Origin of the sequence: Sphingorhabdus sp. (assembly GCF_044239005.1) — a bacterium.
In the GTDB taxonomy this organism is placed as follows: Bacteria; Pseudomonadota; Alphaproteobacteria; order Sphingomonadales; family Sphingomonadaceae; genus Sphingorhabdus_B.
Genome location: NZ_JBIICH010000062.1, coordinates 1 through 12276 on the forward strand (window position 1 = coordinate 1; position 12276 = coordinate 12276).

13 protein-coding genes are annotated in these 12276 nt (G+C 59.5%); 10 read left to right on the forward strand and 3 right to left on the reverse strand.

Features of this window, described 5'->3' with window-relative positions:
- Positions 1–16: 16 nt before the first annotated feature.
- The 10 genes from ACILQA_RS06385 (at position 17) to ACILQA_RS06430 (ending at position 8953) form a co-directional block, all read left to right on the forward strand.
- Complete coding sequence (locus ACILQA_RS06385; RefSeq protein ID WP_395628950.1) at positions 17–511, forward strand: ATPase; 495 nt, start codon at positions 17–19, stop codon at positions 509–511.
- Positions 504–1148, forward strand: a complete 645-nt coding sequence (locus ACILQA_RS06390) for a F0F1 ATP synthase subunit B (protein WP_395628951.1) — start codon at positions 504–506, stop codon at positions 1146–1148. The genes ACILQA_RS06385 and ACILQA_RS06390 overlap by 8 nt, the downstream gene beginning before the upstream one ends.
- Positions 1149–1259: 111 nt before the next feature.
- Positions 1260–3197: an excinuclease ABC subunit UvrC gene (gene uvrC, locus ACILQA_RS06395; RefSeq protein WP_395628952.1), complete on the forward strand. Its 1938-nt coding sequence runs from the start codon at positions 1260–1262 to the stop codon at positions 3195–3197.
- A 55-nt stretch (positions 3198–3252) separates the two neighbouring features.
- Positions 3253–4143: an alpha/beta fold hydrolase gene (locus tag ACILQA_RS06400; RefSeq protein WP_395628953.1), complete on the forward strand. Its 891-nt coding sequence runs from the start codon at positions 3253–3255 to the stop codon at positions 4141–4143.
- Positions 4144–4205: 62 nt separating this feature from the next.
- On the forward strand, positions 4206–4526 hold the full coding sequence (locus ACILQA_RS06405) for a hypothetical protein (protein ID WP_395628954.1): 321 nt from the start codon (positions 4206–4208) through the stop codon (positions 4524–4526).
- 37 nt (positions 4527–4563) lie between these two features.
- The gene (locus ACILQA_RS06410; protein WP_395628955.1) at positions 4564–5154 is read left to right on the forward strand and encodes a DNA repair protein RecO; all 591 of its coding nucleotides are present in this window, start codon (positions 4564–4566) and stop codon (positions 5152–5154) included.
- A 138-nt stretch (positions 5155–5292) separates the two neighbouring features.
- Positions 5293–6336: a 3-isopropylmalate dehydrogenase gene (gene leuB, locus ACILQA_RS06415; RefSeq protein ID WP_395628956.1), complete on the forward strand. Its 1044-nt coding sequence runs from the start codon at positions 5293–5295 to the stop codon at positions 6334–6336.
- 202 nt (positions 6337–6538) lie between these two features.
- Positions 6539–7747 carry a trans-sulfuration enzyme family protein gene (locus ACILQA_RS06420; RefSeq protein WP_395628957.1) on the forward strand — a complete coding sequence of 403 codons (1209 nt, stop codon included), beginning with the start codon at positions 6539–6541 and terminating at the stop codon, positions 7745–7747.
- Positions 7744–8154, forward strand: coding sequence for a Co2+/Mg2+ efflux protein ApaG (gene apaG / locus ACILQA_RS06425; protein WP_395628958.1), 411 nt, complete (start codon positions 7744–7746; stop codon positions 8152–8154). Before ACILQA_RS06420 ends, apaG begins: the two co-directional genes overlap by 4 nt.
- Before the next feature lie 7 nt (positions 8155–8161).
- Complete coding sequence (locus ACILQA_RS06430) at positions 8162–8953, forward strand: LysR family transcriptional regulator (RefSeq protein WP_395628959.1); 792 nt, start codon at positions 8162–8164, stop codon at positions 8951–8953.
- Positions 8954–8973: 20 nt separating this feature from the next.
- On the opposite strand, the gene parE is transcribed toward ACILQA_RS06430, so the two are convergent.
- The 3 genes from parE to ACILQA_RS06445 form a co-directional block, all read right to left on the reverse strand.
- On the reverse strand, positions 8974–10962 hold the full coding sequence (gene parE / locus ACILQA_RS06435; protein WP_395628960.1) for a DNA topoisomerase IV subunit B: 1989 nt from the start codon (positions 10960–10962) through the stop codon (positions 8974–8976).
- Between the two features lie 72 nt (positions 10963–11034).
- Positions 11035–11418, reverse strand: coding sequence for a PaaI family thioesterase (locus tag ACILQA_RS06440; RefSeq protein WP_395628961.1), 384 nt, complete (start codon positions 11416–11418; stop codon positions 11035–11037).
- A gap of 19 nt (positions 11419–11437) precedes the next feature.
- Complete coding sequence (locus ACILQA_RS06445) at positions 11438–12112, reverse strand: GcrA family cell cycle regulator (protein WP_324477732.1); 675 nt, start codon at positions 12110–12112, stop codon at positions 11438–11440.
- Between the last annotated feature and the right edge of the window lie 164 nt (positions 12113–12276).

Consider the following 12276-nt stretch of genomic DNA (forward strand, 5'->3'; position numbering starts at 1 on the left):
AGGATGAGCGCGTAATATGCCACAAATTGCCCAGATTCTTGAAACTTATGCATCACAGTTTTTTTGGCTGATGATTGTCTTTGGCTTGGTCTATTTTACGATCGGTCATGGCATGTTGCCAAAAGTGCAAGCAACAATGGACGCACGTAATCGCAAGATTGCGGACGACCTTGCGGCTGCCGAGCTTGCGCGTGCCGAAGCGGATGATCTGGGGGATAGTGGCGAAGCAGGACTTGCTGCTGCGCGGGCTGCGGCCCAAGCCAAAGCAAGCGATGCGAAAGCAAAAGGCGCGAAAGACGCGGATGCCCGTTTGGCGAAAGCCGATGCGGAAGTGGGCGTAAAGCTCGCCGCTGCGGAAGCCGCGCTTTCGGCTGCAACGGCCAAGGCAATGGCAAGCATCGAAACCGTGGCTGCGGACGCCGCTGCGGACATCGTTGCCAAGGTTTCGGGCGCGAAAGTTACCCCGGCGCAGGCCGCAAAAGCAGTGAAGGCGGTAATGTCCAATGGCTAATCCTGCAGCATCCACCGACACGGCAGCGGCAACAACCGCCGTTGCTCCAGCAGCAGACATCGCCGCACCCGCTGCGACGCCTACCGCTGAAACCGCCGCTCCCGCTGCGCACGCTTCGACCGAAGCGCATGGCGGCGCAGAAGAGCATGTCACGCCTTCGGCTCTTGGTTTTGACGCCTCGATGCTGGTGGCTTTGGCGATGCTTGCCGTCATCATCTTGGCGATCTGGAAAAAAGTGCCCGCGATGATCGCTGGCGCATTGGACGGACAGATTGCCGGCATTAAGCAGCAGTTGGACCAAGCCACCGCGCTGCGTGCCGAAGCTGAAAATATCAAGGCCGAGTATGAAGCAAAGGCAAAGCAGGCGGCGCGTGATGCCGATGCGATGAAGGCCTCTGCCGAAGCTGAAGCGAAGCAGATTGTTGCCCGCGCAAAGAGTGATGCGACCGCATTGATCGAACGCCGTGCGAAGGCGGCTGAAGAAAAGATTGCTGCTGCCGAGCGCGCTGCAATTGCGGACGTCCGCAACAAGGCCGCAAGTGCTGCCGCCGCTGCTGCAGCGCAATTGATCGCCGCGCATCACGACGCCAAGGCCGACGCAGCGTTGATCGACCAGTCGATCGCCTCGCTGAACTAAGCTTCTTGGTTCCCGCGCAGGCGGGAACACAAGTTCCGATATATAATCATGCCGCGCATTTGCGGGAATGACATTGTGTAGCGCACCCACGTTGCCTACATCACCCCCGACATGTCCAAAGCCGACCGCCCCGATCAACCCAATGCTGCTTCTCGCTTTAACGAGGAGCAGGCGACCTATGCGGTGCGTGGTGCGGACACACCTGATCTGGAAACCGGCACAGCCGCCATCCGCAATGTCTTAAAGACCTTGCCGCTGAAACCGGGCGTGTACCGCATGCACGACGCGCGGGGCGATGTGCTGTATGTCGGAAAGGCGCGTGCGCTGAAGAACCGCGTCGGCAATTATGTGCAGATTGACCGCTTGCCCAATCGCCTGCGCAGAATGGTCGCGCTTACCCGGTCAATGACGATTGTGACCACCAATAGCGAGGCGGAGGCCCTGTTGTTGGAAGCGCAGCTAATCAAGCGCTATCGCCCGGCCTATAATGTGCTGTTGCGCGACGACAAAAGCTTCCCCTTCATCCTGCTGCGCGCGGATCATAAATTCCCGCGTATCCAGAAACATCGCGGTGCACGGCGGAACAAGGGGCATTATTACGGCCCCTTTGCCAGCGCGGGGTCGGTCAACCAGACGCTGAATGCGCTGCAAAAGCTGTTTCTGCTGCGCAGCTGTTCGGACAGTTTTTTCAACAATCGCGACCGGCCATGCCTGTTGTATCAAATCAAGCGCTGCTCCGCGCCATGCGTTGGCCGGATTGATGACCAATCCTATGACGGCTTGGTTGCCGATGCCAAATCCTTCCTCGACGGCAAATCCTCTGATGTGCAGGCAAAATTGGCGAAGGAAATGGAGGGCGCGGCCGAAGCGCTCGATTTCGAACGTGCGGCCATGCTGCGCGACCGGTTGAAGGCGCTGACCTTCATTCAAGGGTCGCAGGCGATTAATGCGCAGGGCGTTGGCGATGCGGACATTTTTGCCTTGGCCCACCGCAATGGCGTGATGGGTATTCAGGCGTTTTTCATCCGCGGCGGGCAGAATTGGGGGCATCGTTCGTTTTTCCCGTCACATGTGACCGAGATGACCGAGGATGAAGTGTTCACCAGCTTCCTTGCGCAATTTTACGAAGATGTGCCGCCCGCCAAAAACATATTGCTCGACCGCGAACTGACCGAGGCCGATCTGTTGGCGGAGGCATTGTCCGAACGTGCCGAACGCAAGATTGAAATCAGCGTGCCACAGCGCGGCGACCGCGTCCGCCTTGTCAAACAGGCCACGCGCAACGCCGAAGAGGCGCTGGACCGGCGGCTGGCGGAGAGCACGACGCAGGGCAAGTTGCTGCAAGAGGTGGCGGACCTGTTTGAACTGCCCGAACCGCCCCGCCGCATCGAGATTTACGACAATAGCCATATTCAGGGTAGCAATGCGCTTGGCGCGATGGTCGTTGCCGGACCCGAAGGCTTTATCAAGGGCCAGTATCGTAAGTTTAACATCAAACAGGCGGCGACCGACGACGATTTTGCGATGATGCGTGAGGTGTTCCAGCGCCGCTTTGCGCGCGCGCAGGAAGATGATCCCGACCGTGATAGCGGGCAGTGGCCTGACCTTGTGCTGATCGACGGCGGCAAGGGGCAGATGAGCAGCGTGAAGGCGGCGCTGGAGGAAATTGGTGTCGATGACGTGCCGTTGATCGCCATCGCCAAAGGGCCGCATCATGGCCGTGATGGCCGCGAAGTTTTTCACTTCCCCGACGGACGCGAATTGACCTTGCCCGTGAACGCGCCGGTCCTGTTCTACCTGCAACGCCTGCGCGATGAGGTGCACCGTTATGCCATTGGTGCGCACCGTGCGAAGCGCAGTAAGGCGATAACCGTGAGCCCGCTGGATGAAGTGCCGGGCGTCGGGCCTTCGCGCAAAAAGGCCCTATTGCTGCATTTCGGCACCGCGCGCGCGGTGCGCAATGCCAGCCTTGAAGACTTGCAGAAAGCACCCGGGGTGTCCGCCGCCGTCGCGCAGACGGTATATGATTTCTTCCACGCCGGCGGATGATGTGGCCTTGCAGTTGTTCAGCAGCTGATTAGAAAGGCGGGTAGGGGAGAAGTTCATGCCAAATATCCGCGCCAACAATATCGATATATATTATGAGGAAAACGGCCCAGCCGATGGTCCGGTCATCCTGCTCGTCATGGGCCTTGGTGCGCAGATGATAGCGTGGCCCGACGAGTTCATTCACGGCCTTGTCAGCAAGGGCTACCGCGTCATCCATTATGACAATCGCGACGTTGGCCTGTCACAGTGGATGGAGGGGGCAAAGACGCCCCATCTGGTCTGGACAATGTTCAAGGCCCGAATAGGGCTGCCGGTGCGCGTTCCGTACACGCTGGGTGACATGGCGGCCGACGGCATTGGGTTGCTGGATGCGCTGGGCATCGACAAGGCGCATGTGGTCGGCGCGTCGATGGGCGGGATGATCGTCCAATTGATGGCGGCCAACTACCCCGAACGGACGTTGAGCATGACCTCGATCATGTCGTCGAGTGGCAAGGCTGGGCTTCCCGGCGCGCGCGCCGATATCCAGCGCCAATTCATGGTCAAGCGCCCGCCAGACGCCAGCCGAGAGGAGGCTGTCGCGTTCGGAGCCGAGTTGGTTAGTGCGTTTTCCTTCCCCGATCCGGCGCGCCCTGAAAATGCCCACGCCGAAATGGCGGCCAAAGCGTTCGACCGGGGCTATTATCCGGTCGGCACGCGGCGGCAGTTGCTGGCGATCATCGCCGATGGCAGCCGCGTTGACCGGCTCAAGACGATTAAGGTGCCCACCCTTGTGGTGCATGGCGGTGCGGACCCGCTCGTGCCCAAAGAAGGCAGCGAGGATATCGCCCGCCACATCCAAGGCGCACGGCTGGAGATTATCGACGAAATGGCGCATGATCTGCCGCCCTCGCAAGTTGGACGCATATTGGATTTGATTGCTGAGCATGCCAAGCAAGCGCATTGATGAAAATGCTGCACTGCACAATTTATACTTGCGCGCACCGGTTGGTCGGATAATCTAAGCCGATGACGACCAACCAATTGCTGCTTGAGGCTATCGCGCTCAAAAAATGTGTGACCGCCACGTACAACAATGTGGCGATGAAGCTTGCGCCGCACGTGCTCTATTCCAAGAACAGCGCGCTGTTTATCGACGCGATTACGCTGGAAAAGCATGGAGAGCCGCCGCGTGAGAAAAAGCTGGGCGCGTTTCATTTGCTTGGCCTCAATGATTTGAAACTGACCGAGCAGTTGTTCGAAATTGATCCTTTATTCGACACTGGTGCCGAAAAATATGCAGGCGTGACCTTGTTCATGATCAGCGGCGAACACAGCGACGCAGGATAGAGCTTCCCCTCATGCGGCAGTGTTGGCATGAGGGCCTATGGACATAACGGCATCCGCGATCATTTGTGCAGTCCGTAATCACGGCGAGACCGGCGCCATCGTGCGCGCGTTTTCCGAAGATTACGGCATGCTCGCGGGCTATGTGCAAGGCGCGCGGGGGCGGCAATTGCGGCCTGTGCTGATCCCCGGCAATATCATCACCGGCGCATGGCGCACGCGCATAACGGGGCAGTTGGCGCGCCTGACGCCGGAACCGCTGCACAGCCGCGCGCATTTGTTGGGCGAGCCGCTGGCGATTGCCGCGATTGATTGGGTCACCGCGCTGACCGCGGCAACGCTGGCCGAAGGCGTGCCTTATCCCCGCGTATACAGCGCGTGCGACGGGTTGCTGTCGGCGATTGAGCTGGCGCCTGCCGCACGCGTTTGGGCCGGTGCCATTGCGCAATATGAGACGTTGTTGCTGGCCGAACTTGGCTATGCCGAAGAACATGACGCCGACAGCGCGCCGGTGGCGATGATGGCGCAAAACCGAAAGCGTTTGGTCGCGCATGTTCTGGGTGACCGCCGCGCCGATGTCATGGCCGCGCGCGAACGGTTGGTGGAACGCCTGAAAAGGGCAGTTGCATAACCGCGCTGCACTTGGCAGGGGAGGCATGAATTCAACACCGTAGCCCTGAGCCTGTCGAAGGGCGCATAAAGGCATCGCCATATCGACAGGCGTGCTTCGACAGGCTCAGCACTACGGTTTCTTATGAGGAATGCCGCCTTGTTAGTTGCCTTATTACCCGGGGACGGAATTGGTCCCGAAGTCATCACCCAAGCACGTCGCGTATTGGACGCGTTGGCGATTGACGGACTGACCTTTGAAGAAGCGTTGGTTGGCGGCGCGGCCTATAAGGCAACCGGCCATCCGCTGCCTGCCGAAACGCTGGAACTTGCAAAGCGCGCTGACGCGATATTGTTTGGCGCGGTGGGCGACCCCGATTGCGATGCGTTGGAACGGCATTTGCGGCCCGAACAGGCGATTTTGGGGCTGCGCAAGGAACTGTCCTTGTTCGCCAATTTGCGGCCCGCGACCCTGTTCCCCGAACTGGCGGACGCCAGCGCGCTTCGTCCCGAAGTGGCCACACAGATCGACATGGTCATCGTGCGCGAATTGAATGGTGATGTGTATTTCGGTGAAAAGGGCATGCGCAAAACCGCCGATGGCAAGCGCGAAGGCTATGACATCATGTCCTATAATGAGGATGAAGTGCGCCGCATTGCCCGCGTCGGCTTTGAAACCGCGATGGCGCGCGGCAAGAAATTATGCTCGGTGGACAAGGCCAATGTGCTCGAAACCTCGCAACTGTGGCGCGATGTGGTGATTGAAACCCACGCCGAATATCCGCAAGTCGCGCTTAGCCATATGTATGTCGACAATTGCGCGATGCAGCTGGTGCGCAACCCCGGCCAGTTTGACGTGATCGTCACCGGCAATTTGTTTGGCGATATCCTGTCCGATCAGGCCAGCATGTGTGCCGGATCGATTGGCATGTTGCCCAGCGCCTCGCTCGATAGCAATCAGAAGGGTCTGTATGAGCCCATCCACGGCAGTGCGCCCGATATTGCCGGGCAGGGCAAGGCCAACCCGTTGGCGACAATATTGTCCGCCGCGATGATGCTGCGTTACTCGCTCAACTTGCCGGCAATGGCCGACCGCATTGACGCGGCGGTCGCCAAAGCACTCGCCGCTGGTGCCCGCTCGCCCGATCTTGGCGGGACGATGTCCACCAGCGAAATGGGCGACGCGGTGTTGGCTGCCTTGTGATGTTGGTCCAACATCCCAATCTTCGTCATCCTGAACTTGTTTCAGGATAACGAGCCCCGGATATGCCGCCGTGCGTTATCCCGAAACAAGTTCGGGATGACGATCTGTGGTTTTGGATTTTAGTGGCTTCAAACAGCTACGGTGTAACATCCATAACATCTCCTTATTGACGCAACCCCTCTAGTCCCCGAAAAGCGAACTTATGAAGAAAACGACTGGCCAGAATCGCGAAATCACCCGGCATTGGCGTCCTGCCACACAGGCAGTGCGCGGTGGCACATGGCGGAGCGAACATGGTGAGACATCGGAGGCGTTGTTCCTCTCGTCTGGCTTTACTTATGATGATGCGGAAACCGTAGCGGCCCGTTTTGCGGGTGAGCAGGACGGCATGACCTATTCGCGGTTGCAAAACCCGACGGTGCAAATGCTGGAGGAACGCATTGCGCTGATGGAAGGGGCTGAGGCATGCCGCGCGCAAGCCACGGGCATGGCGGCGATGACGACGGCGTTGTTGTGCCAATTGTCGCAGGGTGACCATGTGGTCGCCGCGCGCGCGGCCTTTGGCTCGTGCCGTTGGTTGACGGACACTTTGCTGCCCAAATGGGGCATCAGCACGACCACCATCGACAGCCGCGACAATGATGCGTGGAAAGCGGCGATTCAGCCGAACACCAAAGTATTCTTCTTTGAAACGCCCGCCAACCCGACGATGGACATTGTAGACATGGCCTATGTCTGCGGCCTCGCCAAAGAACATGGCATCACCACGGTGGTCGACAACGCCTTTGCGACCAGCGTGCTGCAACGGCCCATGGATTATGGCGCAGATGTTGTCGCCTATAGCGCAACGAAGCTGATGGACGGGCAAGGCCGCGTGCTTGCCGGCGCGGTCTGTGGTTCGCAACAGTGGATCGATGACGTGCTGCTGCCGTTTCAGCGGAACACCGGGCCTAATTTGTCGCCATTCAACGCCTGGGTAGTGCACAAGGGTTTGGAAACGCTGGAACTGCGCGCGATGCGGCAGTCGGAAAACGCGCTTATTGTTGGCAAATTCCTGGAGGGCCGCGTGCCGCATATCATGCATCCCGGCCTTGCCAGCCACCCGCAGCATGAGCTCGCCATGAGCCAGATGAAAGCCTGCGGACCGATTTTCGCATTTGAAGTCGATGGTGGCCGTAAGCAGGCGCATGCCTTGCTCAACGCGCTGCAGCTGATCGATATTTCGAACAATATCGGCGATGCGCGCAGCCTGATGTGCCACCCCGCGTCCTCCACCCACCACGGCATGGGCCCCGAAGGCCGCGAAGCCATGGGCGTGGGCGAAGGGATGATCCGCATCAATGTTGGCTTGGAAGATCCCGCCGATCTGATCGACGATCTGGATCAGGCGCTCAGGGCCGCGGGATTGTGACGAGCATCCTCGATTCCTTCTTTGCGGTCAGCGCAACGACCGAGGGCGTGACCGTCCGCGTGTCACCCAATTTTCTGCAAGAGCAATCGGCGCCCGCGCAAGGCCGCTGGTTTTGGTCCTATCATATCCGCATCGAAAATGGCGGCGATGAACCCGTGCAATTGATGACGCGCCACTGGCGCATCACCGACGGTCGCGGCACAATCAACCATGTCGATGGCGATGGCGTGGTCGGCGAACAGCCGTTGCTAAAGCCCGGCGAAAGCCATGATTATGTGTCGGGCTGCCCATTGCCGACACCCAGCGGCATGATGGAAGGGCAATATCGTTTCATCCGCGAAGATGGCACGACCTTCCTCGCCGAAATCCCCCGCTTTACGCTGGTCGCCCCGGCCATAGCGCGTTGAGCATCCGATGAAGCGTACGCATCTGCCCCTTAATGGTTTGCGCGTGCTGGACGCTTCTGCGCGGCATTTAAGCTTTACCAAGGCGGCGGACGAACTTGCGGTGACGCCAGCGGCCGTCGGCCAACAAATCCGCGCGTTGGAAGATATGTTGGGCGTCGTTCTTTTCCGCCGCACGCCCAAGGGGCTTGAGCTGACGGACGAAGCCGCGAACGGCCTTGATGCCCTACGTGCGGGCTTTTTGCAGTTCGAAGAGTCGGTCCGCGCGATGCAGGCGGGGCAATCCTCCAATTCGCTAACCATCGCTGCGCCGCGCGATTTTACCGCCAAATGGCTGGCGGCGCGGTTGGCGGCATTCAGCAAGGCGAACCCCGACACGCGCTTCACCTTGGTGGCGGCGGACGAGGCGGTCGATTTTACCGAAGCCAATCTTGATCTTGCCATCCGGCTGGCGACTGGCCCCGGCGAGCATGAGGGCGTCAAGCTGGCCGCTGGCGCGCATGTGACCGTCGCTGCCCCCGAAGGCGGAGCGGAAACGCCGATTAGCTGGCCCAATTGCCCTGTGGCCGACGGCGTGGCTGCGCTTCGGCTCGCCGATGCCGGCCTTGCGATTGACGCGGCCGCCATTGGGCTGGGCCGGGCCACCGTGCCGTTGCTTTTGGCCGAAGCCGATTTGGCGAGCGGAAAAATACGCGCGGTCGACAACGCGAAAGAAAGCGAAGAAGCCTATTGGCTGGTCGCACCATTGCCGCAATGGCGGCAGAAAAAGGTCAAGGCCTTGGTTGAGGCTTTAACGGCTTAGGCTGAAACTAACCCGCCCGATCACGCGTCAATCGTGTCCTCGTCCAACTGCGCGGCATTTTCCTGAATGAAGTTGAACCGGTGCTCCGGATTTTTGCCCATCAGCCGGTCGACCAGGTCATTGACCACCGCACGCCGTTCATATTCATGCGGCAAAGTGATGCGGATGAGCGATCGGGTCGCCGGGTCCATCGTCGTTTCTTTCAACTGGTTCGGGTTCATTTCACCCAGCCCCTTGAACCGGCCAACATCGACTTTCTTGCCCTTGAACACGGTTGCTTCCAATTCGGCGCGGTGCGCGTCGTCGGCGGCGTAGACGCTTTGGCTGCCATGCGTCAGGCGATAGAGCGGCGGCCGCGCGAGATAGAGATGCCCGGCCTTCACGATTTCGGACATTTCCTGAAAGAAGAATGTCATCAACAAGGTCGCAATATGCGCGCCGTCGACATCGGCATCGGTCATGATGATGATGCGTTCATAACGCAGATTGTCGGGGTTGCAGTCCTTGCGCGTGCCACAGCCCAGCGCGAGTTGAAGATCAGCGATTTCGTTGTTGGCGCGGATTTTGTCTGCGGTGGCCGACGCCACATTCAGGATTTTACCCCGGATCGGCAAAATCGCCTGCGTCTTGCGGTCACGCGCTTGCTTTGCGCTGCCGCCAGCGCTGTCGCCTTCGACGATGAACAATTCGGTGCCGGTTGGGTCATCCGATGCACAATCGGTCAGCTTGCCGGGCAGACGCACCTTGCGGCCCGACGTCGCGGTTTTGCGTTTGACTTCACGCTCTGCCTTGCGGCGCAGGCGGTCGTCGACCTTTTCCAATATGAAGCCCATCAACGCCTTGCCGCGCTCCATATTGTCGGCAAGATAATGGTCGAAATGGTCCCGCACGGCGTTTTCCACCAAGCGCGTTGCTTCGGGTGAGGTCAGCCGGTCTTTGGTCTGACTTTGGAATTGCGGGTTGCGGATGAACACCGACAACATCAATTCGGCTTCGTTGAAAATGTCTTCCGCCGAAATCTGCGCCGCTTTTTTCTGGCCAATCAATTCGCCAAAGGCGCGCAAGCCCTTGGTCAGCGCGGCGCGAACGCCCGCTTCATGGGTGCCGCCATCGGGCGTCGGAATAGTGTTACAATACCAGCTGTACGAACCGTCGGAATAAAGCGGCCACGAAATCGCCCATTCGACGCGGCCTTGCGCATCGGGGAAATCTTGCGTGCCAGAGAAAAACTCCGTGGTCGCGCAGGCGCGGGTGCCAAGCTGTTCGCGCAAATGGTCGGACAAGCCACCGGGGAACTGGAACACCGCTTCGGCAGGGACATCTGCGCTTGCGAGTTCCGCGTCGCACCGCCAGCGGATTTCGACGCCAGCGAACAAATACGCCTTTGACCGCGCAAGCTTGAACAGGCGCGCGGGCTTGAACTTCGCATCGGCGCCGAAAATTTCAGGGTCCGGCGTGAACGCTATGGTGGTACCGCGCCGGTTGGGGGTGGGGCCAAGCTCCTCCAGCTTACCGACCGGATGGCCTTGCGCGAAGCGTTGGCGATATAATTGCTTGTTGCGGGCCACTTCGACAACAGTATCGGTCGACAGGGCGTTGACGACAGACACACCGACGCCATGCAATCCGCCGGATGTTGCATAGGCCTTGTCCGTGAACTTACCGCCGGAGTGCAAGGTCGTCAGAATGACCTCAAGCGCCGATTTGTCCGGAAATTTCGGATGGGGATCAACCGGAATGCCGCGGCCATTGTCGGTGATGGTCAGACGGTTGCCAACGCCCAAATGGACCTCAATACGGCTGGCATGGCCAGCGACGGCTTCGTCCATCGAGTTGTCGAGGACTTCGGACGCGAGATGGTGCAAGGCGCGTTCGTCGATGCCGCCAATATACATGCCCGGGCGACGGCGAACCGGCTCAAGCCCCTCCAGCACTTCAATTGCAGAAGCAGTATAATCATTGGATGCGGCAGTGGCGGCCGCGCTCCCGCCAAACAGGTCATCGGTCATAATAATGCTATAGGCGCGGGAGAGTTGGCGGCGCAACAGCCGAACGAAACTCGGCTGTGGAAATAAACCGGATCAGCGTCTTTCCGGGGGCGTGGACATAATGGCGAAATTGCCAGTTGCCTGCGCAACCAACTTGTCATTCTGCGTGATGCGGGCGGTTAAATGGGCAATGGTTCGGCCCTTATTGTCCAATACGGTTTCGCACAGCAACTGGCCTTGCGCGACTGGCCGGAAATAGCTGATCGAGATATCAATTGTCGCGCACGCATATCCAGCATCGAGTGTCGGATAAAGCGCCGCGCCCATGCCTGTATCCGCCATTGCGTAGAGGACAGCGCCATGCACAACACCGTGCGGATTTAAATGCCGATCATCGACCGACAGCGAAAATCTGCTGCTGCCGCCGCCTTGTTGATCTAATGTTAAACCGATGAGATCCGCAAATGGATGATCCATGCTTTATCTCAATATGGCCTTAACGAACCCTTGGTCCGCCGAACGGCATTGGCGGCGGAGGACGGCGGACACCGCGTGGAAGCTGCGCCTGATAGGCACGGCCGCAATGTTCGACGCAGTACGGAAATCCGGGGTTTACCGGGACACCGCAGAAATGGAAATCGGCTTCACCGGGGTGACCCAAGGGCCAACGGCAAATGCGCTCGTTCAAATCCAGCAACGACGTTTTGTCCGCCATTTCGGGGCTTGGCTTTGCGGGCACAAGGCGGCGTGGCGGTGCTGGCGGAATGGGGGCTTGCTGATCGCCGGGGCCCTGACGCATGAAACCGCCAGGTCCGATCGACACAATGCGTGGCATCGACGATGCGCGCGGTGCAGGTGCTTCGGCTGCGTCATCATCGGCGCGCACGGGCGCGACAGGCTCAGCCACAGGGGCTGCGGCGCGGGGGCGCACAGGTGCAGCGGGGGCCGGTGCCTTGGCAGGTGCAGCAGCCGCTGGCTTTTTCGGCGCGGCTTTTTTGTCTGTGTCGTTGGCCTTCACCGGCGACGGGCGCGATTTTAGTCCCAAGCGATGGGCCTTACCGATTACGGCATTGCGGCTGACACCGCCAAGCTCTTCGGCAATCTGGCTTGCGGTCAGGCCTTTTTCCCAAAGCGCTTTTAACTGATCAATCCGCTGGTCGGTCCAGGACATAGAAACTTTCCCAATATCTAATGTGTTATACCGCAGTCGCGGCGCATTTGCGCCTTGCGGTTAAGCCTGCAAGCCGATAGTCGATTGCGCGATGACTATCCACCATAAAAGCGATATTGGCCCAGATAGGGACGCGAGCCCCGTTGTGCAACTGCCCGACGGCG

Bases quoted from the DNA above. Each gene is read 5' to 3' on its own strand.
- ACILQA_RS06385 (WP_395628950.1), top strand. From the start codon at position 17: ATGCCACAAATTGCCCAGATTCTTGAAACTTATGCATCACAGTTTTTT.
- ACILQA_RS06390 (WP_395628951.1), top strand. From the start codon at position 504: ATGGCTAATCCTGCAGCATCCACCGACACGGCAGCGGCAACAACCGCC.
- uvrC (WP_395628952.1), top strand. From the start codon at position 1,260: ATGTCCAAAGCCGACCGCCCCGATCAACCCAATGCTGCTTCTCGCTTT.
- ACILQA_RS06400 (WP_395628953.1), top strand. From the start codon at position 3,253: ATGCCAAATATCCGCGCCAACAATATCGATATATATTATGAGGAAAAC.
- ACILQA_RS06405 (WP_395628954.1), top strand. From the start codon at position 4,206: ATGACGACCAACCAATTGCTGCTTGAGGCTATCGCGCTCAAAAAATGT.
- ACILQA_RS06410 (WP_395628955.1), top strand. From the start codon at position 4,564: ATGGACATAACGGCATCCGCGATCATTTGTGCAGTCCGTAATCACGGC.
- ACILQA_RS06420 (WP_395628957.1), top strand. From the start codon at position 6,539: ATGAAGAAAACGACTGGCCAGAATCGCGAAATCACCCGGCATTGGCGT.
- ACILQA_RS06430 (WP_395628959.1), top strand. From the start codon at position 8,162: ATGAAGCGTACGCATCTGCCCCTTAATGGTTTGCGCGTGCTGGACGCT.
- parE (WP_395628960.1), bottom strand. From the start codon at position 10,962: ATGACCGATGACCTGTTTGGCGGGAGCGCGGCCGCCACTGCCGCATCC.
- ACILQA_RS06440 (WP_395628961.1), bottom strand. From the start codon at position 11,418: ATGGATCATCCATTTGCGGATCTCATCGGTTTAACATTAGATCAACAA.
- ACILQA_RS06445 (WP_324477732.1), bottom strand. From the start codon at position 12,112: ATGTCCTGGACCGACCAGCGGATTGATCAGTTAAAAGCGCTTTGGGAA.